Source organism: Dactylosporangium sp. CS-047395, from assembly GCF_050942185.1.
Taxonomy (GTDB): Bacteria; Actinomycetota; Actinomycetes; order Mycobacteriales; family Micromonosporaceae; genus Dactylosporangium.
The window spans coordinates 7,066,820-7,089,068 of record NZ_CP192015.1; the positions used below are offsets into that span (position 1 = coordinate 7,066,820).

Sequence of the window (22,249 nt, forward strand, 5' to 3'; positions counted from 1 at the left end):
GGCTTGAATGACCCGGGCCGGGGCAGCGTGGCGCGGTGGACTTCAAACTCGAGGTGATCGTGATCCCGGTCGGCGACGTCGATCGGGCCAAGGATTTCTACACCGAGCGGCTCGGATGGCGGCTGGATGCGGACTTCGCGGCGGACGACGGGCTTCGGGTGGTCCAGGTGACACCGCCGGGATCCGGGTGCTCGGTGATTTTCGGGGACCGGCTCACCACCGCCGGGGCGGGGTCGGTGGAGGGGCTGCACCTGGTGGTGCAGGACATCGAGCAGGCGCGGTCCGAGATGGTGCGGCGGGGCATCGACGTCAGCGAGCCGTTCCACGACGCCGGCGGGATCTTCCATCACGGCGGGACCGAGGGCCGGGTGCCCGGGCCGGACCCGCAGCACGGGTCGTACGACTCGTTCGCCACCTTCGCCGATCCGGACGGCAACGGCTGGGTCATGCAGGAGGTCCGGGTCAAGGCGCCGGGCCGGTGATCACCTACGGCACGGCCGAGGAACTGGCGGCGGCCCTGCGCCGGGCGGCCGAGGCGCACGGCGTCCACGAGAAGGCGCTGGGCCACTTCGACGAGGGCTGGCCGGACTGGTACGCGCGCTTCATGATGGACGAGTCCCGTAGCATCCCGTCCCATGAGCGTGCTCGTCGTGGGGGCGATTAACGCCGATCTCGTGGTACGGGTGCCGAGCATCGCCGCGCCCGGCTCGACGGTCATCGCGACCGGCTCCTCGACCGGGCCCGGCGGCAAGGGCGGCAACCAGGCGGCGGCGGTCGCGCGGCTCGGCGGCGAGTGCGCGCTGATCGCCCGGGTCGGCCCCGACTTCGACCCGGGCTCACTGTCCGATGTGGACCTGACGTACGTGGTGCGGGACACGGTGCCGACCGGGCTCGCCGTGGTGCTCGTCGACGAGCTCGGCGAGAACGCCATCACGGTCGTCCCGGGCGCCAACGCGAACCTGTGCGCGGCCGACGTGCCGGACCTGCCCGCGACGGGCGTGCTGCTGGCGAGCCTGGAGGTGCCGCTGGACGCGGTGCTCGCCGCGGCCCGGTCGGGCAAGCGGTTCGTGCTGAATCCGGCACCGGCAGTACAACTGCGGCCTGAAATCCTGTCGCTGGTGGACGTGCTGGTGCCGAACGAGCACGAGCTCGCCGTGCTGGGCTCCCCCGCCGACCTGCTGGCGGCCGGGGTCGGGGCCGTGGTCGTCACGCTCGGCGCGGCCGGGTGCCGCATCCACCGGCCCGGCTCCACCGTGGACATTGCCGGCCATAGGGTGGCCACGGTGGACACCACCGGCGCCGGGGACGCCTTCTGCGGCGCGCTCGCGTGGGCCCTGGACGCCGGGCACGACCTTGAGGAGGCGGCCCGGCTGGCGTGCGCGGCCGGGGCGCTGGCCACCACCGCGGTCGGCGCGCGGGCCGCCCTGCCGCGAGCGGAGGACCTGGCCGCGCTCAGGTGACGATCGGGACCGAGTCCAGCAGCGACCAGTCGTGGCTGACGTCCGCGGCGGTGCGCAGGAGCAGCGGCAGGTGGTGGTCGAGGAGGTGCTCGACGGTCGTCTCGGCCGCGTGGACGGTCACGTTGAGGGCGGCCACCACCCGCCCGTCGCCGTTGCGCACGCCGGTGGCGACCGAGCGGACGCCCGGGGCCAGGTCCTGGTCGGCCAGGGCCCAGCCCTTGGTGCGGACCTCGCGCAGGGCCGCGTCGAGCTCGTCGCGGGGCGGCTGCCAGCGCGGGACGATGCCGGAGCGGCTCGGCTCGGACAGCAGCTTGGTCAGCTCGTCGGGGGCCAGCCCGGCGAGCAGGACCTTGCCCATCGAGGTGGCCGGGGCGGGGAAGCGGGTGCCGATGGTGACGGCCAGGGTGACGATCTTCGGGACCGCCACCCGGGCCACGTACACGATGTCGGAGCCGTCGAGCTGGGACAGCGACGTCGACTCGCCGGTCTTGGCGACCAGGCTCTCCATGTGCGGCCGGGCCACGTCCCAGAGGCTCAGCGCGTTGACGTACGCCATGCCCAGCTCCAGCACCCGCGGGGTGAGCGCGAAACCGCGCTCACCGGCCGAGCGGACGTAGCCCAGCTCCTCCAGGGTCAGCAGGATGCGCCGGGCGGTGGGGCGGGCCAGGCCGGTGGCGGTGGCGACCTCGCTGAGGGTCATCACCGGCCGGCCCGGCCTGAAGCAGCGCACCACGTCCAAGCCGCGCGCGAGAGCCTCGATGAAATCCGGTCCGGCTTCGCGTGGCATGCGGATCCTTCCTTATTGGGCAGACCCATGCTTCCATTGCGCGGATCCGGCGTCCCACTCGGTATACGTGTACGGGTTGTCCATCACCTTGGTTTCCGGGATGTCGGGGTTCATGCCCTTCTCCCAGGCGTCGCGGCCCATCACGGAGACGAGGTGCTCCACGGTGCGCTCGACGTCGGCGCGGGCCTTGGCCAGGTCGGCGCCGACCAGCTTGTGCTCGTGCTTGACGACCCGCCCGTTGACCACCACGGTGTGCACGTCGCCGCGCTGGGCCTGGAAGGCGACGTGGCCGTACGGGTTCAGGATCGGGAACATCACGGGACTCGCGTCATTTTTCAGCAGTACGACATCCGCTTTCTTCCCCTGCTGCAGGCTGCCCACCTTGTCGTCGAGGCCGAGGGCCCGGCTGCCGCCGCGGGTGGCCCAGTCGACCACCTGCTCGGCCCGCAGGTGCACGTGGGTGACGGTCTCGGCGCGGCCGTGGGCCTGCAGGTGCTCGCGGGAGCGGTCGGCGCCGAGCGTGGTGCGCATGGCGGAGAACAGGTCGCCGCTCCACCACACCGAGGTGTCCATCGACAGCGAGACGGGGATGTCGTGGTCGCGCAGCGTCCAGGTGGGCGGGTACCCCTGCCCGGCGCTCTGCTCGCTCTCCGTCGACACCGAGACGCTGCCGCCGGTGGCGGAGATGCGGTGGTACGAGTCCTGGTTCAGCGTCGCCGCGTGCACGTAGACGGTCTGCGGGGTCATGAACCCGTGCTCGTGCATGAGCCGGATGCCGTCGTCGTTGGTCGCGCCCCAGACGCCGGCGTGGGTGGTGACCGGCACGCCCAGGTCGCGGGCGACCTCGAACGCGGCCTTCTCCGGGAACGACGGGTCGCCGGTGACGTCGAAGGCCATCTGGAAGCCCAGCATGTCCGAGCCCTTGATCCGCCGGTTGACGAAGTCGCGGAACTCGGGCGCGGCCGACCACTGCCACGGGCCCTGCTGGATGTTGCCGTACGCGAGCACGAACCGGCCCGGCACGGACTCCAGCGCGTCGGCGGCGGCGTCGGCGTGCTGCGTGGTCTGCAGCCCGTGCGACCAGTCGACGGTGGTGGTGACGCCGGCGTCGAGGGCCTCCCAGGCCGCGAGCACGTTGCCGGCGTGGATGTCCTCGGGGCGGAAGTGCTTGCCGGATTCGAGGTAGTACCAGACGAAGTACTGGGTGAGGGTCCAGTCGGCGCCGTAGCCGCGCATGGCGGTCTGCCACATGTGGCGGTGGGTGTCGATCATGCCGGGCATGACGATCCCGCCGGTGGCGTCGATCTCCTGGGCGCCGGGCGGGGCGGTGAGGCCGACCCCGATCTCGGCGATCTTGTCGTCGACGATCAGCACGTCGGCGCCGGGCAGCACGGTGTGGGTGTCGTCCATGGTCAGGACCAGGCCGTTGCGGAAGATGACTGCGCCCATAGCGGGGGGCTCCAATCTCGGACAAGTGTCCGCCTGGCGGTCATTGCTCAGGTGCTGGAATTCTCATCCCGGTGTTGTATCGTGTCAACGAGTTGCGGACAGTTGTCCGCACAGCGGTCAGGAGGCGCCGTGGGACCACTGGACGGGCTGCTGGTCGCGGACTTCTCGCGAATCCTCGCGGGGCCGTACGCGACGATGCTGCTGGCCGATCTCGGCGCCGACGTGATCAAGGTGGAGGGGCCGGGCGGGGATGACACCCGCACGTGGATGCCCCCGATTCGCGAGGGCCTCTCCACCTACTATCTCGGCATCAACCGCAACAAGCGCTCGATCGCGCTGGACTTTCGCAATGCGGACGACCTGGAGGCCGCACGCGAACTGGCCCGCCGCGCCGACGTGGTGATCGAGAACTTCAAACCCGGTGGCCTCGAGCGCTTCGGCCTCGACTACGACAGCGTGTCGGCCGGCAACCCCGGGCTGGTCTACGCCTCGATTTCCGGCTTCGGTACCGCCCAGGGCGCGAGCCTTCCCGGCTACGACCTCATGGTGCAGGCGATCTCGGGCCTGATGTCGCTCACCGGTGACGCCGACGGCCCGCCGTACCGCGCCGGGATCTCGGTCTTCGACGTGATGGCCGGCATGCACGCGGGCCTGGGCATCCTCGCCGCGCTGCACCACCGCGCGGGCACCGGGCGCGGCCAGCACATCGAGGTCAACCTGCTCTCGTCCGCGCTGTCCGGCCTGGTCAACCACAGCAGCGGGTACGTCGCCGGCGGCACGGTCCCGTTCCGCATGGGCAACGCGCATCCGAGCCTGTTCCCGTACGAGCCGCTGCCGACCGCCGACGGCGAGCTGATCGTCATCGCGGGCAACGACCCGCAGTTCCGCAAGCTGTGCGCCGTCCTCGGCCTCGAGCACCTGCTCGACGACCCGCGCTTCGCGCACAACCAGGACCGCACGGCCAACCGCGAGGCGCTGCGCCCGCTGCTCGTCGACGTCCTCGTCACCAGGACCAAGGACGAGTGGTTCGACCTGCTCACGGCGGCCGGGGTGCCGTGCGCGCCGATCAACACCATCGACGGCGGCGTGGCCTACGCCGAGGCCCTCGGGCTGGACCCGGTCGTGACGACCGGCGGCATCCCCGGGGTGCGCAACCCGATCAGGTTCTCGGCCACTCCCGCGCGGTACGAGCTGCCGCCGCCGGCCCTGGACGAGCACGGCGAGGAGATCCGGCAATGGCTGAAGAGCTGAGCTTCCCGACCGGCATCGGCACGTCCGACGCCGACCAGATCCGGCTGCTGGGCCAGGACCTCGCGGCCGATCTGATGGGGAAGGTGGGCTTCGGCGAGCTCGCGTTCTGGCTGGTGGCCGGGCGCCGGCCCACCCCGGGCGAGACCCGCGTGTTCGAGGCCGTGCTGGTGGCCCTGGCCGACCACGGCTTCACCCCGACGGCGATCGCGGCTCGGGTGACGTATGCCAGCGCCCCCGAAGCCTTGCAGGGTGCCCTGGCCGCGGGGCTCCTGGGTGGTGGCTCGCGATTCCTGGGCGTCACCGAGGACTGCGGACGCTTTCTGGCGGGGGTATTACAGGGGTTGTCCGCTCTGCCTGTGTCTGACGGCGAGTGGGATCAGGTCGCCTTGGCCGCTGTCCGGGATCAGCGCGCGGCGGGCAAGTTCGTACCCGGACTCGGTCACCCCGTGCACAAGGTTCGGGACCCGCGGACACCGGTGCTGATCGCCATTGCCGCGGAAGAAGGCCTGCGCGGGCCGCACCTGCGGCTGTTCGAAGCCATCGGCCGCGTTCACCCCGAGGTGCTGGGCCGGACCCTGCCGCTCAACGGCGCCGGAGTCTGCGGTGCCGCGCTCGCCGATCTGGGCCTGCCGGTGGAGATGCTCCGCGGTTTCGCCTTGCTCGCGCGCGCGGCCGGACTGCTGGGACACCTCGCCGAGGAGCGCCGCACCAATCTGGGTCTCGAGATCTACCGCACCGTGGATCGGAACGCCAAATACACCTCGTGAAGGGAGCCGCCGTGGCTCAGATCGTCGCGGTGATCGCCTCGACGCACCACCCCTTCTACTACAAGGCCAGCACGGCCGTCGGCGAGGAGCGCCCGCCGTTCGCCGACGAGTGGGTCGCCAAGATCGGGCGGTTCCGCGAGACGCTGACCAAGGCCCGGCCCGACGTGCTGGTGATGGTCGGCTCCGACCACTTCCACCAGCTGTGGCTGGACAACATGCCGCAGTTCCTCATCGGCAAGGCGCCGTTCTACGATGCCAACTGGTACAACGAGGAGCGCGAGTTCGGCCTCCCGCGGATGCGGCTGGCGGGGCAGGAGGACCTCTCGGCGTACATGCTGCGGGAGGGTCTCGACGCGGGCTTCGACCTCGCGTTCAGCAACGAGCTGCGGATCGACCACAGCATCACGTGCCCGATCATCACCCTGCGGCCCGAGGCCGACCTGCCGATCGTGCCGGTGTACACCAACATCTTCGCCCCGCCGCTGCCCCAGCCGAAGCGGTTCGTCCAGCTCGGACAGACGATCCGGGAGCTGGTGGAGTCGTGGCCCAGCGACCTGCGGGTGGCGGTCATCGGCACCGGGCACCTCTCGCTGGAGCTCGGCGGCCCGCGCCAGTTCGGCCCGCACGGCCCCGACCCGGAGTTCGACGCGCGCGCCGTGGAGTGGATCGCGAACGGCGACCTCGACGGCTGCCTGTCCGAGGTGACGCTGGACAGCCTGCACGCGCCGGGCAACGCCACCCACGGGTTCATGGACTTCATGCTCATGATGGGCGTGGCCGGGGCCGGCCGGAAGGCCGACTACGTGGACACCTACGACCTGTTCCACACCATGGAGGCCTACTTCACCTGGTACCCCTCCGGAGGCGTCGCATGAGCAAGTACCTGCTGAACAAGTTCCTGTTCACGGTGGACCGCGACCCCGCGCTCGTGGAGCGGTACCGCACCGAGCCCGCGGAAACCGTCGCGTGGTGGGAGGCCAACGTGGCCAACTCGCTGCTGAACTGCCACTCCGGCGAGGCTTCGACGTGGCTGGCCTTCACCGCCGAAGAGCGTTCCGCGCTGGTGGACCACGACTACCCGGCGCTGTTCTCGCTGGGCGCGCATCCGTTCCTGACGCTGACGCTGTTCATCGCCATGTTCGAGCGCGACCACGAGGAGCCGCTGGGCTTCCAGAAGCAGTACGCGTTGCGGCTGGCGCATTTCGACATGCCGTACCCGGACATCGCGACCTGACATGCGCGCCCTGCTCATGGTCCAGTGTGGACAGTCACCGGTGGTCGGCCCGCGCGATCTGGCGGGGCGGGGCACGCGTGTCGCGGTCACGGCCGCGCCCATCACGCCGCTGGACCTGCTGTGCGCGAGCGGGACGTCGTACTTCGGCGCGCCCGCCGTGCCCTACGTCCCCGGCGTCCAGGGCGTGGGAACACTGGACGACGGCACCCCGGTGTGGTTCGCGACCGACGCCGGCATGCGCGCTGGCGACGGGAGCATGGCCGAGTACGCCGACGTCGACCCGTCCGACATCGTGGCTCTCCCCGCCGGGGCGGAGCCGACCCTGGTCGCCGCACTGGGCCTGTCCGCCGTGGCGGCGTGGCAGTCCCTCACCTCGTGCGGCGATCTGCACCACGGCGAGCAGGTGCTCGTCCTCGGCGGCGGCGGGATCGTCGGGCAGGCGGCGATCCAGATCGCCCGGCTGCTCGGCGCCCGCCGCGTCGTGGCCGCGTGCCGCTCCGCCGCCGCCCAGTCACGGGCGACGTCGTTGGGCGCCGACGCGGTCGTACCGTTGCGGGACAACGACACCGTCGCCGATCTGGCCGCCCGGTTGCGCCCGGCCCTGGACGGCCCGCTGGATCTGGTGCTGGACCCGCTGTTCGGCATCCCGGCGGCGGCCGCGCTGCAGGTCCTGCGCCCCGGCGGCCGCCTGGTCAACCTGGGCGGCTCGGCATCACCGACGGCACCGTTCGACTCGGCCACGCTGCGCAGCGGGTCGTTGCGCATTCTGGGGTACACGAACACGACGCTCACCAAGCCCGAGCGCGCGGAGACCATGCGCACGATCGCCGGCCACGCGGCGGCGGGCCGGCTCACGGTCTCCTACCAGGCCGTCCCCCTGGACGAGGCCCCGGCGGCCTGGACCGCCCAGGCCACCGGCACGGCGCCGGCGCGGATGGTGCTCAGTCCTTCTGCACGGTGACCTGCACACCACCGAGCGTGATGACATCGCCCGGGCTCACGGCCATCGGCTCGGTCACCGGGCGGCTGTTCAGCAGCGTCCCGTTGGTCGAGCCGAGATCCATCAGAACCAGGGCCTTCCCGTCGTACCGCAACGACGCGTGCCGCCGCGAAACTCCCTCGTCCCGCACGCGCAGATCCACCTGCCGCCCCCGGCCGATGACGGTCTCGCCGGACTGCATGGAATAGCGACGACCGTCGTCGATGAGCAGCAGGATGCCGCGCCCCGCCTCGTCCTCGCGCCGGGTCTTGGCCTTGCGCACGTCGGCGACGATCCTGAACTCACCGGGCGGCACGGTGTCGTCGGGCTGCAGGTCCACGACCACCTCGTCGCAGATGCCCCAGCGCTGCTCGGCGAGGAACTCGGCCTGCGCCCGGGCCAGCGGACCGGCCAGCGGCACCAGGTGCGGGAGATCGCCGGGCGCGACGAGCACGAGGTAGCTGTTGGGCGCCAGGGTCTGCTCCCCGACCTCCGCCTCGCGGTGCATCGCCTCCAGGATCGCGGTCCGCTGCGGCAGACTCATGCCGCGCAGCCTACCCGAGCGCGCTCCCGGCCCGTCCGGGCGCGGCCCGGCCATCACTGTTCGTAGCCGTAGGCCTCGCGGGTCAGGGCGATCAGGTCGTCCAGGTGGGCCGGCGGGTCGTCGCGCCACCAGGCCAGCCGGACCTCGATCAGCGGGGCGTCGGCCATGCGCCGATAGGCCACGCCGGGCCGCGGGTTCTGGTGGGCGGTCGCCTCCGAGGTCACACCGACGGCCTGGTTGGCCGCGATCAGCGTGAGCCACTCGTCCGTGCCGTGCGTGGGGCGGACCGACGCCGGGCCCGCCCCCTCGGGCCAGAGCCCCAGACTGGTGGTGCCGGTCCGGTCGTCGATCGCCATCGTGTACCGCGTCAGGTCCGCCAGCCGCACCGTGCGCCGCCGGGCCAGGGTGTGCTCGGTCGCGACCGCCGCACAGCGGTGCTCCAGGCCGACCTCGGCGGTGACGAACCGCGCGTCGTCCAGGGCGCGTCGGAGCACGGCGACGTCGGCGGTACCGTCGGTCAGTCCCGCCGCCAGCGAGTTGTGCTGGACGAACACCAGCGGTACGCCCAGATGCCGCCCCGACCAGGCCCGCTGGATGCGCCGGGTGTGCCGCCCCATCGCGGCCCAGGCGTAGCCGACGCGCAGCTCGGTGCGCGACCGCTCGACCACGCGCCGCAGGTGCGCGACCTCGTCCAGCACCGCGCGGGCCCGGGTCAGCACCTGGGTGCCGGCCGCGGTCAGCCGGACCTGCCGGGTCGTACGATGCAGCAGCTTCGCTCCGAGCGCCGACTCCAGTCCGGCGACGGAGCGTGACACCGCCGCCTGCGACAGCCCGAGCACCGCCGCCGCGTCCGTGAACGTGCCGGCCTCGACCACGGCCACGAACGCGCGCAGCTGCCGAAGCTCCAGATCCATGCGTACAGCGTATGAATCCGCCGCCCCGCGCATTTCCGCGACCCCCGGAACGGCGCCGACAATCGGGGCTGTGAGCAGGCTGAACCTCGGCACCGGCGGCGCCCTGACGACCATGGTCGCGAGCGCCGCAGCGAACCAGGCCGGCGCCGCCCTCGGCGCGCGGGCCTTCCCGGCGATCGGACCCGCGGGCGTGGTCGCGGTCCGCCAGTTCGTGGCGGCGGCCGTGCTGCTGCCGATCGCCCGGCCCGACCTGCGCCGGATGACCTGGTCCCAGTGGTGGCCGACGCTGCTGCTGGGCGTGGTGTTCGCCACGATGAACATCAGCCTGTACACCGCGGTCGACCGCATCGGCCTTGGCCTGGCCGTCACCCTGGAGTTCCTGGGCCCGCTCGCGGTGGCGTTGTGCGGTTCGCGCACCCCGATCGACCTGGTGTGCGCGGTTGTGGCGGGCGTCGGCGTCTACGTGCTCGTGCTGCCCGGCTCCAGCACCGACCTCGTGGGCTTGAGTCTGGGCCTGCTCGCAGCGGGCTGCTGGGCGTCGTACATCCTGCTCAACCGGGTCGTGGGCGCCCGGCTGCCCGGACTGCAGGGCCCGGCGGTGGGTACGTCGGTCGCGGCGCTGCTGTACCTGCCGGTCGCTATCGTCCTGCTCGCGCAGGGCCGCTTCAGCTGGATGGGACTTGCCTACGCCCTGGGGGCCGGCGTGTTGTGCTCCGTCGTGCCGTACGCCGCGGACGTCGTGGCCCTGCGTCGCGTGCCGCCGCGGTTCTTCGGCCTGCTGCAGAGCGTCCACCCGGTGTGGGCCGCGCTGGCCGGCGCGCTGATCCTGGGCCAGATCCCGGCCGCGCACGTCTGGGCCGGCATGGCGATCGTCGTGGGCACGAACGCGGCGGCGGTGGCGGTCGCGGGCCGGCGCGCGATCCGCGTCGCGCAGAACGCCCGACCGGTGCCGGCCACCTAGGTCAGCCGGGTTTGACGTCGTCCTCGGCGGCGGCGCCGCGGCGGCGGAACATGGCGAAGCCGGGCAGGCCGATGATGGCCTGGCGCAGGTCGCGAGTCACGTTGAGCAGTTCGTGGATGTCGGGCCCGACCCGATCGAGCGTGGCCAGCATCGGCATGACGTCCGTGCGCAGGTGGTACGCGAGGCGCGGCAGCTCGTCGATCATCCGGATGCCGGCCTCGACCTCCTCGGGCGAGAGGTTGTCGACGAAGCGGCGCAGGTGCGGCTCGTACGCGGTGATGAGCTCGTTCGCCTTCACCGACGTCTGCGCGGCCTGCTCGACGATGGCGTCGGCGTTGGTCGCGGTCTGCTCGGCCTGCGCGACGATGCCGTCCGCGGCGGTGGCCGTCTGCTTGGCCTGCGCCACGATGGCGTCGGCGGCGGTGGCGGTCTGCTTGGCCTGCGTCACGACGACGGCGGCGGCGGCGGAGGTCCGCCCGGCCTCCTCGATCAGGCCGGCGGCGGTGGCGGTGACCGCGCGTACGTCCCCGATCGCCTCGTTCGCCGCGTCCAGGGTCGCGGTGGCCCGGGCGACGAGCACCTCGGCGCCGTCGACGATGCGGACCACGCGGCCCGGGAGGGCGACGATGGCGGCGGCGGTGCTGACGGCCTGCCCGGCCGCGGAAACGGCCAGGTCGACGACTTGCGAGACACGCGGCAGGGGCAGCGGCATACCTCCATCCTGCCCGATGCGGGCTAACCCTATGCGGGTGTCGCCTCAGCTTGACCTTGTCCGCCGAGCCCGATCGGCCTGGCCTACGCGTGCCCGTGCCCGGCGGAACCCCGATCTGCCCCGCATCAAACGTGACGCACCCAACGGAAACGGTGACGGGCACGACAGCGCCGCGGCAAATGTCGGAAACCCGGTCGCTGCCAGGAGGGTGCGGGCGGCGGGACGAGGACTAGCATCTTCCCGTGAGCTTTGAGGTTCACGCGGATGCGTACGGGCGGTTCATGGGGCGGTACTCGGAGCCCCTGGCACAACGGTTCGCGACGCTCGTCGGGGTCGTGGCCGGGCAGCGTGCGCTCGATGTCGGGTGTGGGACGGGCGCGCTCACGGCGGAGCTTGTCGCGCAGCTCGGGGCCGCCTCGGTTTCGGCCGTTGATCCGTCGGAGTCGTTCGTGGCGGCGGCGCGGGCTCGGTTCCCCACGGCGGATGTGCGGGCGGGGTCGGCGGAGCACTTACCGTACCGTGACGGGGCCTTTGATCTTGTTCTTGCGCAGTTGGTTGTGCACTTCATGCGCGATCCGGTGGCCGGGCTGCGGGAAATGGCCCGGGTGGCGCGGCCGGGTGGGGTCGTCGCGGCGTGTGTGTGGGATCTCGCGCCAGGCGGTGGCGGGCCGCTTTCGCTGTTCTGGCGGGCCGTGCTCGACGTCGACCCGCAGGCGCGCGACGAGTCCGACCTGCCCGGATCGCGCGAGGGGCAGTTGGCCGAGCTGTTCGTGGCGGCCGGGTTGCGCGAGGTGGAGCCGACCGAACTGTCCGTTCGCGCGCACTTCGCGGATTTCGAGGCGTGGTGGGAGCCGTACACGCTCGGGGTGGGGCCGGCTGGCGATTACGTGCGCTCACTCGACGAGCCGAGGGTGGCGGCATTGCGCGAGCGGTGCGCGGAGCTGCTCCCGGCGACCGGGCCGATCGAGATCACCGCATCCGCCTGGACCGTGATTGGGCGTGCGGTTTCGCAGGACTGACCGCGGGTGGCGCGAGCGTCGGCCTGGACCGTGGTCGGGCGCGCGGTTTCGCGGGGCTGACCGCGGGTAGCGCACGGCCCGTGACGACCTTCCCCCTGGGCGGCCTGGACCTGGGCGCCACCGGGGCGTTCGCGGCCGGGCGCCTCGACGCCGAGAGTGAGGCCGGGCTCGCCGGGCAGGTGGCGTACCTCGTCGGGCAGTTCGAGCCCCCGCCAACGCCGGTCGCGGCCGGGCTGCAGCGGGTGATGGACCACGTCGGCGGCGACGAGGCCCTGCTCACGTGGCTCGACCAGTTCCCCGGGCGGCCCCGGCTGGTGACGCGGGCGCTGGAGCTGGTGGCCCTCCTCGACCGGTACGGTGACCGCCGCGCCGTCGTCGCCGCCCTCAACCACCGGCGGCTCCACGTGCCCGACCCGCCGTCGCTGGCCGAGCGCCTGCCGCCGGTCAGCGACGAGGCCACGCTGCCCAGCCTGGGCGGGGAGATCAAGGCGCGCCTCGGCGACGACGACCCGGCGGAGGCCGCACAGCTGGCCCTCGACGCCGCGCGGCTGCTCGCCGATCTCGCGCCGGGCCTGCACGACGTGCCCGGCCTCGCCGACCTCGAACCGCTCGCCGTCGAATCGGTGCACGCCCTGGAGTCCGTCGACGTCTCGTGAACGGGGACGACGCCGGAGCGCGCGGAACGGCCAACCTGGGCGCGTGACGCGACGATCAGTTCGCGAGCCGCCCCTCGGGCGTGTCGACGAGGTAGCAGGCACACGACAGAATCTCCAGCAGCGCCGCCCGCACCAGGCTGATCCCGGCGTCGTCGACCTCGAGCCGCAGCCGGAGATCGCGCGGCAGGCCGAGCTCGGCCGACGCCGACCGGCCGACCTCCAGGGTCAGGTCGTGGCCGACGAGCGTCCACGCCGCGACGGCCCAGGTGCCGACGGTACCGGCCGCGTTGACGAGCTCGTCGACCCAGCCGTCGTAGCGCAGCCGGATCAGCAGCACGTGCACGCCGCCGGCCGCGAGGATGAGCGTGTGCTCGTCGTCGGTGGCCCGCACGTCGGCCCGGTCGACCCGCAGCGCCGTGTTCACGTCGAGCACCGTACGTCGGCCCGGTCGACCCGCAGCGCCGTGTCCACGTCGAGCACCGTACGTCCTATGAACGTCCTACGCGACGGTGTTCCGAGGCACGACAGGCGTCGATACCGTCGAGTGCATGGAGGTTCGGATGCTCGGGCCGCTCGCGGTCGAGGTGGCCGGTCGTGCCGTGCACCTGCCGGGTCAGCAGCGCCGGCTGCTCGCCGCGCTCGTGCTGCACGCCGGGTGCCCCGTGACCATCGACGCGCTCGCCGGTGCGGTGTGGGACGGGGGCGCGCCGGCGCTCGCGCGGCGGCAGGTGCAGAACCACGTCTCCGCGCTGCGCGGGTTGCTGGGGCGGGTCGGGTCGTCGCTGGCGATCGTGGCCGACAAGGACGCGTACACGCTGCACATCCAACCGGGGCAGCTCGACCGCTGGGTGTTCGACGAGCTCGTCGGCGCGGGCCGGCAGACGGCCGCGGGCGGCGACGTGCGCGGGGCCGCCGAGCACCTGCGGGCGGCCCTCAAGCTGTGGCGCGGGCCGGCGCTCGACGGGATCGGCGGGGAGACGCTCGCCCGCGACGCCGCCGCACTCGACGCGGTGCGGGATCTCGTCACCGAGGAGTGGCTGGAGCTGCAGATCATGGCCGGGCGGCACCGCGAGGTCGCCGGGGAGCTCACCCGGCTCGTCGCCGCCCACCCCCTGCGCGAGGGGCCGGTGCGGCTGCTCATGGTGGTGCTGGCCCGGCTCGACCGGCGGGCCGAGGCCATCGCCCACTACCGGTCGCTGGCCGCCCGGCTGCGCACGGAGCTCGGGATCGAGCCGGGCGCGGCCCTCACGAAGACGCACAAGGCCATCGCCGGACATCATTTCGACGCCGCAACGGTACCGCGTCAGCTCCCCGGCACCGTCCGCCTCCTCATCGGCCGCGAGCGGGAACTGCAGGCACTCGATGAGGCGATCGGCGCGACCGGCCTCGTGGTGCTGACCGGCCCGGCCGGCGTCGGCACGTCCGGCCTCGCGCTGCACTGGGCGCACCGCAACGCCGCCGCCTACCCGGACGGCGGCCTGTACGTGAACCTGCGTGGCTACTCCCCTTCCTCGCCGCTCACGGCCGCCGAGGCCCTGCGAATCCTCAACGCCACCGGCGAAACCAGCCGCAGCACAACGACCGACAACCAAGTCGCCGACCAAGCCACCGGCAAAGCCAGCCACAGCACAACCACCGAAAACGAAGCCGACCGCAACAACCAAGCCGACCGCAACAACCGCAACGACCGCAACGACCGCCGCGACGACCAAGCCAGCCGCAACAACGAAGCCGACCGCAACGACCGCGACGACCGCCGCGACGACCAAGCTGACCGCAACGAGCAAGCCAGCCGCAACGACCGAGCCAGCCGCAACAACGAAGCTGACCGCAACGACGAAGCCGCCGTCAATGAGGCTTCCCACCGCTCCGCGCTAGCCGGTAAGCGGATGATCCTCGTGCTCGACAACGCCGCGGACGCCGCGCAGGTGCTGCCCCTGCTGCCCGGAGCGCCCGGCTGCGCGGTCATCGTCGCCACCCGGCGTCCGCTGCCCGAGCTGACCGTGGAACGCGACGCCAGCCACGTCGAAGTCGGCCCGCTCGCCCCCACGGACTCGCTGCGGCTGCTCGCCGGCATGCTGCGCGCGCCGCTCGACCCGGCCGACGAGCCGCTCGCGCGCACGCTGACCGAGCTGTGCGGGCACCTCCCGCAGCACATCCGGGTGGCCGGCGCGAACCTGCACGACGCCGGGCCGGCCGCGCTCGCCGAGCAGGTCGACCGCCTGCGCCAGCGCCGCCAAGCCGTGCTCGCCCCCGCCACGTTCTACTACCGCATCGACCGGGACCCGCCCGGGGTCTACAAGAACGTCATGCCTCCCCTGTACTACCTCGAGCGCACCGCCACCGCCCCCCGCCTCGTCGTGTGGGACCCGCACACGCCCGAGCCGACGCTGCTGGCCACCCTCCCGGCGGCCGCCATCGACACCGCCAATCTCTCCCCCGATCTGCGCTGGCTGAGCTGGGTCGACGCCGGTGAGCTCTACGTGCGGGACCTCACCGGCGCGCAGCCCGAGCGCATCCTGCACGAGCACGTCGACGGGCTCCTCTTCCCGCCGGTGTGGACGCACGACTCGCGACGCGTCCTGGTCCGCGCGCTCGACGGCACGGCCGGCACCGTCGACGCCGGCAGCGGACGATTCGCCGCCCTGCCCGCCGACCTCTCGGATGCCGCCCACCCGATGTACTCGGTGTGCGGCCAGGCCCTCTCCTGGCTCGCCGCCGACGGCACGCTGCTCATCGCCGACCCCGACGGCCGTAACCCGCGCCCCGTGCCCGTCCCACCGCAGCTGGCCGAGGACGGCCGCCGCATCCACGGCGTGCAGGTGTTCGCCCCGCACGACTTCGCGCTCTACACCGCGCCGGCCGACACCCCGATCGGCGCCCGCTCACTGGTGAGCAACGCCTACCTCATCGGCGCCCGCGGGGTAGTGGGCAACCAGCGCGTCGGCGACCGGTGGGACTTCATCGGCGTGGACGGGGCGACCCGCGACTACGTGCCGTACCAGTTGCGCTTCGTCCCGCCCGAGACCGTCTACGGATTCGAGCAGGTCCGGCGCGGACTCCGCGGCCGCTACCCGTTGAGCCTGCTGGGCGGCAACGGCGAATACCGCTGCAGCGCGACCGAACCCCCGATGCTGCAAGACTTCCTGCTGCTGACCGCCTGACCCACCGTTCCATGCCCCGATCCCACCACAGGGGTACGACAAAAACGTCGCGCGTCAAGATCGCCGAGCACCGCTCCACGCCCCGAACCCACCGCCGGCGTACGACAACAACGTCACGCACCAAAATCGCCGAGCACCGCTCCACGCCCCGACCCCACCGCCGGCGCACGACAACAACGTCACGCACCAAGATCGCCGAGCACCGCTCCACGCCCCGATCCCACCGCAGGCGCACGACAACAACGTCGCGCGTCAAGATCGCCGAGATACGATCGCCCGGGAACAGGGGGCGACATGGCGAGATCCGACCTCGACGAGCTCGATCTGGGCATTCTCCACGCCCTGCACCTCGACGGCCGAGCGTCGTTCACCCGCATCGGCGAGGTGCTCGGCGTGTCCGACCAGACCGTCGCCCGCCGCTACGCCAGGCTGCGCAGCGACTCGCGGGTGCGGATCAGCGCCCGCACCGACGCCGCGCGCGTCGGCGAAGTGTCGTGGTGCGTACGCATCCGCTGCGTGCCCAGCGTCGCGCTGACCATCGGCCGCGCCCTCGCCCGCCGCTCGGACACATCGTGGGTGAAGCTCGCTTCCGGCGGTACCGAAATCATGTGCATGGTCCGCGCCGCCTCCGACCGCGACTCGTCCGCCCTGCTGCTGGAGCAGCTGCCGAAGACGCCCAACGTCACCGCGGTCACCGCCAACTGCCTGCTGCACGTGTACTACGGCGGCGCCCAGAGCCCGGTCGACGCACTCAGCGCCGAGCAGGCCGCCGCGCTACGCTGGCCCGAACCGCCCGACGACGGCCAGGCCGTGCTCTCCCCCGAGGATCGCACCCTGCTCGACCTCTTGGCCGCCGACGGGCGGATGGGCTTCACCGAGCTCGCCGCGGCGACTGGGCGGCCGCACACCACGCTCCGGCGGCGGGTCCAGGAGCTGCGCGAATGCGGCGCCCTGTACTTCGACGTCGACATCGACCACCGCGCCCTCCGCCTGCCGATGCAGACCATGATGTGGCTCTCGGTCGCGCCCGACCGGCTCGTGGAGGCCGGCGAGGCGATGGCCGCCCACCCCGAGGCCGTCTTCGTCGGCGCCACGACCGGCAGCTCCAACCTCTACGCCGCGGTGCTGTGCCCGGATCCGACGGCCTTCTACCGGTACCTCTCGACCCGCGTCGCCGCCCTCCCCGCCATCCAGCACCTCGAAACCGCGCCGGTCATCCAGACGCTGAAAGCGCTGTAACCTTCCATATGCGTACCGCGACTGGCGCGCCCACCGCATGATGGCTGCATGGTGGAGTCCCCCGGCGGGGCGCCCGCCCGGCAGCGGATCGGCCTCGGCTGGCCGCTGACCGCAGGCGTGGCGCTCGGCATCGCCTCCTTCTGCGCCGATCTCGCCCAGGGCACCCTGCGCACCGTGCTGCAGTTCGGGGCCAGCACCGGCTTCGCGTGGGGCTGCGCCGCGTTCGTGGCCGCCCTCCCGGCCCACACCCGACGCGGCGCGGCAGCCGCAGCGGTCATCGTGCTGTGCACCGCAACGGGCTGCTACTACTGGCTCAACCTGCCCGGCGGCGGGTTAGAACCACTCCTGAAGGCTTTCTTGTACTGGATGCTGCTCTCCATCGCCGGCGGCACCCTCCTCGGCGTCCTCGCCCACGCGGTGCGCCACGCCAGCCCCAAACGAGCGGCAATCGCGGCCGGAATCGCATGCGGCCTCCTAGCCGGCGCCGGCCTCGCCATCGTGGCAATACCCGGCCAGCGCTTCGGCGGCGCCGGCGAGGCGGTGCTGCAGGCCCTGGCCGGCATCACGGTCGCGACCTGGTCCTTCGCGCGCCGCCAAGGCCCGCGCACCTGGCCCGCGTACGCCGCCGCCGCCCTCCTCGCCTGCACCGCCGGCGCCCTGGCCTGGGCAGCCATCGAGTCGGTCCCGGTCAAAGGCTTCTAACCCCGCGTGCCACGGTCACGGTTGCCGCGCCGCCTCCGCGCCCGGAAGCTGCTCGCGGACGGCGCTCACCGCCGCGACCACCCGGTCCAGCTCATGGCGCAGCTCGTCCAGGGCCGTCACGGCGTCGTCGGGAAGGCCGGCCCGCGCCTGCGCCTCGAACGCGCCGCTCATCCGGGCCAGCACCGCCGCCCCGACGTTGCCCGCCGCGCCGGTCAGCGTGTGCGCGGCCTTCACCGCGGCGGCCGAGTCGCCCTCTCCCACCGCGGCCGAAAGCTGCCCGAGCGTGTCCGGCCCCTTGGCGCAGAACGATCCCAGCACGCGTCCGACCAGTTCGAGCTCCTGCGGCGACGGGTCGTCGTCGGTCAGGTCCCGGATACGCGCCCGGATGTCATCCTCCAGCCCGTCCGCCGGTGACGCAAACGCAACAGCCGGAGCCTGACCGTCGTCGGTCAGGTCCCGGATGTCGTCCTCCGACCCGCCGGCCGGTGGCGCAAGAGCTGCAGCCGGGGCCTGACCGCGGTAGTTGCCCAGGACATTGGCGAGGTCGGTGGGGCGCATGGGTTTGGTGAGGTAGTCGTCCATCCCGGCCGCCTCACAAGCCGCGCGGTCCTCGATCAAGGCGCTGGCGGTCAGGGCAATGATGTGCGGCTGCCGCTCCGCCGGCAGTTCCGCGCGAATCCGCCGGGTCGCGTCGAGCCCGTCGAGCACGGGCATTTGGACGTCCATGAGCACCACGTCGTACCGGGCGCGGCGCACCGCCTCCAGGGCCTCGGCTCCGTTGGCGGCCACGTCGGCGCGGTGGCCGAGCTTGGCGAGCATCATCGTGGCGACGGTCTGGTTGACCTGGTTGTCCTCGGCGATCAGGATGCGGAGGGGACGCACAGACGGTACAAACGCAGGCTCTTGATCTTCTGAGGCCGCTTGGGTGCCGGTGAGAACGCTCGCCAGGGCTGTGCGCAGGGCCGCGGCGCGGACGGGCTTGGTGAGGGTGGCGGCGAACCCGGGGGGCCGCTCGCGGGGCGCATTGACGGTGGTGAGCAGGATCAGCGGGCAGGCGAGGTCCGGCCGAGGACCGTCGACCAGGGCCACGTCCCAGTCGCCAGAACCGGAGCCAGAACCGGAGCCGGAGCCAGACCCGGGAACGGAGCCAGACCCGGAAACGGAGTCGGAGCCGGAGACGGCGAGACCCCAGCCAGCGAGTTCGGCGCGCAGGACCCGGCGCAAGGTGGCGTTGCCGGCGTCGACGAGCGCGCTGCGCCCGGTCAGGTCGGCGACCGAGGCGAGGCAAGGCGGGGCGGTCGGCGAGCGCTTGAGCAGCGCGGTCAGCGTGAACGTGGACCCCTCGCCAGGGCGGCTGGTCACGGTCAGGTCGCCGCCCATGGCGCGGGCGAGGCGGCGGCTGATCGCGAGGCCGAGTCCCGTTCCGCCGTACGTGCGGGTGGTCGACGCGTCGACTTGACTGAACGAACGGAAAAGGCGATCCAGCCGGTCGGGCGGGATGCCGATGCCGGTGTCGCGCACGGCCAGGCCGATCCGGATATGCTCGTCCTGCGCGGCGAACGTGCCGGTCACCACGATCTCGCCGCTGGACGTGAACTTGACCGCGTTCGAGAGCAGGTTGACCACGACCTGGCGTAGCCGCGTGACGTCACCGCACAGTGGCGGGCACTCGGCCACCTCGGCGATCAGCTCCAGGCCCTTGTCCGCGGCCGGCATCGCGACCAGGGCCAGGGCGCTGTCGACACACTCGCGCAGGTCGAACACGGCGTCCTCGAGTTCCAGCTGGCCGGCCTCGATCTTGGAGAAGTCCAGGATGTCGTTGATGATCACCAGCAGGGCCTCGCCGCTGTCGCGCACGGTCGCGGCCAGCTCGCGCTGCTCGGCGCTCAGCTCGGTGTCCAGCAGCAGGCCGGTCATGCCGATCACGGCGTTCATCGGCGTGCGGATCTCGTGGCTCATGGTCGCCAGGAACGCCGACTTGGCCTGGGTGGCCGCCATCGCCTCGTCCCGCGCGCGCAGCACGACCCGCGTCGCGTCCTCGACCGCGTCGGCCATCTCGGCGAGCTCGGCCGGCCCGCGCGCGGCGGCGGCCCCGGCGACCGGAGCGCTCACCTCGCCGGTCGCGACCCGGCGGGCGGCCGCGGTGATCGCCGCGATCGGCCGGGACACGTGCCGGGTCACCCACCACGCCCCGATCCCGGTCAGCACGGCGGTCAGCAGCGTCACCCCGAGGATGCCGCCGCGGGTCGAGCGGGCCGCGGCCGCCGTCCGGCGCTGGTCGGCGGCGAGCCTGGTCTGCTGGGCCGAGCGCAGCGTGTCCAGGCCGGCCTCGATCTCGGTCATGTCGTCGGCCCCGCGGTCGGTGTCGACGACCTGCTTGGCCACCGCGAACCCGGCGGTACGGCGCAGCTCGATCGTCTCCGCCAGCTCGGCCAGCTTGTCGTCGACCGGCCCGCTCAACTCGGCGAGGGTGGCCCGCTGCCCCGCGTCGGCGGCGGTCCGGTCCCGCAGCCGCTGCATGGTCCTCGGGATTTCCGCGATGGCCGTCGTGTACGGCCCGAGGTACCCCTCATCGCCCGTGATCACATAGCCGCGCTGCCCCCGCTCGGCATCCTGCAGCTCATCGCGCAGCGCGTCGAGGTCGTCGATGACGGCGTGCCCGGCCTCCACCGAGGCGCGCGCATCGAGCAGCTCCCCGATCCGCACCGAGGCGGCCGCGCCGACGAGCAGCAGGCCGCCGATGGCCAGCAGGTACCCGGCGGCGAGCAGGCGCGCCACCGTCCATCCGCCGGTCCTCGGTCTCATCCATCCGGCTCATCGCCCGGCGCGGCCGCATCTTTACTCATTTCGGCAGGCGCAGCCGCACCAGCGTCCCCCCGGACGGCGACGTCCGGCACGGCCGCATCTTTACTCATTTCGGCAGGCCCAGCCGGACCAGCGTCCCCCGGACGGCGACGCCCGGCGCGGCCGCATCTTTACTCATTTCGGCAGGCGCAGCCGGACCAGCGTCCCCCCGGACGGCGACGTCTCGATGGTGAGCGTCCCACCGTGCGCGGCCACGATGTCCCGCGCGATCGGCAGCCCCAGCCCGGTGCCGCCGCCGGTGCGCGACCGGTCCTCGTCGAGCCGCACGAACCGGTCGAACACCCGCTCGCGATCCTCCTCGGCGATCCCCGGCCCGTCGTCCGCTACGGTGATTTCGCTGGTACCGTCCAGTGCCGCCACCGTGATCTCGACCGTCTGCTCCGCGTGGCGGGCCGCATTGTCGACCAGGTTGCGCAGCACCCGCTGCAGGTGGTGCGGGTCGCCGCTCACCCGCACCGGCGCCGCCCGGGCCGTCACGCGCAGCCGCGGATGGGCAGCGACGAGACGCTCGCGCTCGAGGTACACCAGGTCGTCGAGGTCCACGTCCTCCCGCCGCAGCTGCAGCCCGCTCTCGTCGACCCGGGCCAGCAACAGCAGGTCGGAGATCAGCCGGGCCATCCGGTCGCTCTCCATGCGCATCCGGGTCACGTGCGGCCCCTCGCCGACCAGGTCCAGCCCCGCGAGCACGGTCGACAGCGGGCTGCGCAACTCGTGCGAGGCATCGGCGACGAACCGGCGCTGGGCCGCCGTGGCCGCCTCGATCCGGTGCAGCATCGTGTTCATGGTGACCGCCAGCGCGGCGATCTCGTCATTCGTCGGCGGTACCGGCAGCCGCCGATGCAAATTCCGCCCGGTAATCGTCTCCGCCTGCCGCCGCATCGCGTCGACCGGCCGCAACGAGCGCCCCACGAACAGGAAGGTCGCCACCCCCACGATCACCGTCAGCAGCGGCAGCCCGACCGCCAGCGCCCCGACCGCCGCCTCGGTCCCGTCGTCGATCTCGTCGATCGACTGCCCGACCAGCACGGTCCGCGGCCCGCTGTCGGTGGCCACCCCGAGCGCGGTGATCCGGTAGTACTCGTCATGCGCCACCGCCAGCCGCCGCTGCTCCCGCCGGGTCTGCCCCGCCGCCGGCCGCAGCGACGAGATCGGCTGCGCCCCGGCAATCAGCGCCGAGGCGCGCAGCACCTTGCCGTCGGGCCCGAGGACCTGCACGACGGTACGGTCCCGCAGCGACGGCCGCATCACCGCCGCGAGCGCCGCCTCGTCGTCCAGCGCGCCGGCCACCTGCGCCGCCCGGTCCCCGGTATCCTGATCGACGTTCCCGGTAAGAATGATCCGCGCGGCAACCACGAACGCGATCCCGGTGAGCACCGACGCCACGGCCACCACAGCCGCCGCCGCGAGCGCGGAGCGCATCCGCACCCCGAGCCGCTGCCGAATCCGCCCCGCAAGCCCACCCACGCCGCCGACGTTACTGCCTGCGCCCGAGCCCGCCCCGACGCCGCCCGGCCGACGCCGCCCCGACCCCGATCGCCCCCGCCCG

Annotated in this window: 22 protein-coding genes; 14 read left to right on the forward strand and 8 right to left on the reverse strand. The window is 72.7% G+C overall.

What is annotated here, in order from left to right:
• Positions 1–35 precede the first annotated feature (35 nt).
• Genes ACQP00_RS33320 through ACQP00_RS33330 form a run of 3 tightly spaced genes read left to right on the forward strand, consistent with a single transcriptional unit; the run spans position 36 to position 1,460 of the window.
• Positions 36–482 carry a VOC family protein gene (locus ACQP00_RS33320; protein ID WP_433202979.1) on the forward strand — a complete coding sequence of 149 codons (447 nt, stop codon included), beginning with the start codon at positions 36–38 and terminating at the stop codon, positions 480–482.
• Complete coding sequence (locus tag ACQP00_RS33325; protein ID WP_433202982.1) at positions 479–664, forward strand: hypothetical protein; 186 nt, start codon at positions 479–481, stop codon at positions 662–664. Before ACQP00_RS33320 ends, ACQP00_RS33325 begins: the two co-directional genes overlap by 4 nt.
• Positions 636–1,460 carry a ribokinase gene (locus ACQP00_RS33330; RefSeq protein WP_433202985.1) on the forward strand — a complete coding sequence of 275 codons (825 nt, stop codon included), beginning with the start codon at positions 636–638 and terminating at the stop codon, positions 1,458–1,460. The genes ACQP00_RS33325 and ACQP00_RS33330 overlap by 29 nt, the downstream gene beginning before the upstream one ends.
• Here ACQP00_RS33330 and ACQP00_RS33335 read toward each other — a convergent pair.
• Positions 1,453–2,247: an IclR family transcriptional regulator domain-containing protein gene (locus tag ACQP00_RS33335; RefSeq protein WP_433202988.1), complete on the reverse strand. Its 795-nt coding sequence runs from the start codon at positions 2,245–2,247 to the stop codon at positions 1,453–1,455. The two genes, ACQP00_RS33330 and ACQP00_RS33335, sit on opposite strands and share 8 nt — an antisense overlap.
• 12 nt (positions 2,248–2,259) lie before the next feature.
• The gene (locus ACQP00_RS33340) at positions 2,260–3,696 is read right to left on the reverse strand and encodes an amidohydrolase family protein (RefSeq protein WP_433202991.1); all 1,437 of its coding nucleotides are present in this window, start codon (positions 3,694–3,696) and stop codon (positions 2,260–2,262) included.
• Between the two features lie 129 nt (positions 3,697–3,825).
• Here ACQP00_RS33340 and ACQP00_RS33345 point away from each other — a divergent pair, with 129 nt between their 5' ends.
• From ACQP00_RS33345 to ACQP00_RS33365, 5 genes are read left to right on the forward strand one after another with little or no spacing between them, the layout of a single operon-like run.
• Positions 3,826–4,947, forward strand: a complete 1,122-nt coding sequence (locus tag ACQP00_RS33345) for a CaiB/BaiF CoA transferase family protein (RefSeq protein ID WP_433202994.1) — start codon at positions 3,826–3,828, stop codon at positions 4,945–4,947.
• Complete coding sequence (locus tag ACQP00_RS33350; RefSeq protein WP_433202997.1) at positions 4,932–5,714, forward strand: citryl-CoA lyase; 783 nt, start codon at positions 4,932–4,934, stop codon at positions 5,712–5,714. Before ACQP00_RS33345 ends, ACQP00_RS33350 begins: the two co-directional genes overlap by 16 nt.
• 11 nt (positions 5,715–5,725) lie before the next feature.
• Complete coding sequence (locus ACQP00_RS33355; protein WP_433203000.1) at positions 5,726–6,589, forward strand: extradiol ring-cleavage dioxygenase; 864 nt, start codon at positions 5,726–5,728, stop codon at positions 6,587–6,589.
• Positions 6,586–6,948, forward strand: a complete 363-nt coding sequence (locus ACQP00_RS33360; protein WP_433203002.1) for a hypothetical protein — start codon at positions 6,586–6,588, stop codon at positions 6,946–6,948. Before ACQP00_RS33355 ends, ACQP00_RS33360 begins: the two co-directional genes overlap by 4 nt.
• 1 nt (position 6,949) lies before the next feature.
• The gene (locus tag ACQP00_RS33365; RefSeq protein WP_433203005.1) at positions 6,950–7,909 is read left to right on the forward strand and encodes a quinone oxidoreductase family protein; all 960 of its coding nucleotides are present in this window, start codon (positions 6,950–6,952) and stop codon (positions 7,907–7,909) included.
• Here the strand turns inward: ACQP00_RS33365 and ACQP00_RS33370 are convergent.
• Positions 7,890–8,471: an FhaA domain-containing protein gene (locus ACQP00_RS33370; RefSeq protein WP_433203008.1), complete on the reverse strand. Its 582-nt coding sequence runs from the start codon at positions 8,469–8,471 to the stop codon at positions 7,890–7,892. The genes ACQP00_RS33365 and ACQP00_RS33370 overlap by 20 nt on opposite strands.
• 53 nt (positions 8,472–8,524) lie before the next feature.
• Entirely contained in the window at positions 8,525–9,385 is an 861-nt protein-coding gene (locus ACQP00_RS33375; RefSeq protein ID WP_433203011.1) for a LysR family transcriptional regulator, read from the reverse strand.
• A gap of 70 nt (positions 9,386–9,455) precedes the next feature.
• Here ACQP00_RS33375 and ACQP00_RS33380 point away from each other — a divergent pair, with 70 nt between their 5' ends.
• Positions 9,456–10,346: an EamA family transporter gene (locus ACQP00_RS33380; RefSeq protein ID WP_433203014.1), complete on the forward strand. Its 891-nt coding sequence runs from the start codon at positions 9,456–9,458 to the stop codon at positions 10,344–10,346.
• 1 nt (position 10,347) lies between these two features.
• Here the strand turns inward: ACQP00_RS33380 and ACQP00_RS33385 are convergent, their stop codons facing one another.
• Positions 10,348–11,058: a hypothetical protein gene (locus tag ACQP00_RS33385; protein WP_433203017.1), complete on the reverse strand. Its 711-nt coding sequence runs from the start codon at positions 11,056–11,058 to the stop codon at positions 10,348–10,350.
• Positions 11,059–11,339: 281 nt separating this feature from the next.
• Between ACQP00_RS33385 and ACQP00_RS33390 the strand changes: the two genes are divergently transcribed.
• Together ACQP00_RS33390 and ACQP00_RS33395 are read left to right on the forward strand one after the other, a co-directional pair.
• On the forward strand, positions 11,340–12,077 hold the full coding sequence (locus ACQP00_RS33390) for a class I SAM-dependent methyltransferase (protein WP_433203020.1): 738 nt from the start codon (positions 11,340–11,342) through the stop codon (positions 12,075–12,077).
• A gap of 80 nt (positions 12,078–12,157) precedes the next feature.
• Positions 12,158–12,733 carry a hypothetical protein gene (locus tag ACQP00_RS33395; RefSeq protein WP_433203023.1) on the forward strand — a complete coding sequence of 192 codons (576 nt, stop codon included), beginning with the start codon at positions 12,158–12,160 and terminating at the stop codon, positions 12,731–12,733.
• 55 nt (positions 12,734–12,788) lie between these two features.
• Here the strand turns inward: ACQP00_RS33395 and ACQP00_RS33400 are convergent, their stop codons facing one another.
• Positions 12,789–13,157, reverse strand: coding sequence for a hypothetical protein (locus tag ACQP00_RS33400; RefSeq protein ID WP_433203026.1), 369 nt, complete (start codon positions 13,155–13,157; stop codon positions 12,789–12,791).
• Positions 13,158–13,281: 124 nt separating this feature from the next.
• Between ACQP00_RS33400 and ACQP00_RS33405 the strand changes: the two genes are divergently transcribed.
• The 3 genes from ACQP00_RS33405 to ACQP00_RS33415 all read left to right on the forward strand — a co-directional run bounded on the left by ACQP00_RS33405 (position 13,282) and on the right by ACQP00_RS33415 (position 17,838).
• Positions 13,282–15,897, forward strand: coding sequence for a BTAD domain-containing putative transcriptional regulator (locus tag ACQP00_RS33405; protein ID WP_433203029.1), 2,616 nt, complete (start codon positions 13,282–13,284; stop codon positions 15,895–15,897).
• A gap of 294 nt (positions 15,898–16,191) precedes the next feature.
• Positions 16,192–17,136 carry an Lrp/AsnC family transcriptional regulator gene (locus ACQP00_RS33410; protein ID WP_433203032.1) on the forward strand — a complete coding sequence of 315 codons (945 nt, stop codon included), beginning with the start codon at positions 16,192–16,194 and terminating at the stop codon, positions 17,134–17,136.
• A gap of 48 nt (positions 17,137–17,184) precedes the next feature.
• Positions 17,185–17,838, forward strand: coding sequence for a DUF6518 family protein (locus ACQP00_RS33415; RefSeq protein WP_433203035.1), 654 nt, complete (start codon positions 17,185–17,187; stop codon positions 17,836–17,838).
• A gap of 15 nt (positions 17,839–17,853) precedes the next feature.
• Here the strand turns inward: ACQP00_RS33415 and ACQP00_RS33420 are convergent, their stop codons facing one another.
• Both ACQP00_RS33420 and ACQP00_RS33425 read right to left on the reverse strand, forming a co-directional pair.
• Positions 17,854–20,643: an ATP-binding protein gene (locus ACQP00_RS33420; protein ID WP_433203038.1), complete on the reverse strand. Its 2,790-nt coding sequence runs from the start codon at positions 20,641–20,643 to the stop codon at positions 17,854–17,856.
• A gap of 174 nt (positions 20,644–20,817) precedes the next feature.
• On the reverse strand, positions 20,818–22,167 hold the full coding sequence (locus ACQP00_RS33425) for a sensor histidine kinase (protein WP_433203041.1): 1,350 nt from the start codon (positions 22,165–22,167) through the stop codon (positions 20,818–20,820).
• Between the last annotated feature and the right edge of the window lie 82 nt (positions 22,168–22,249).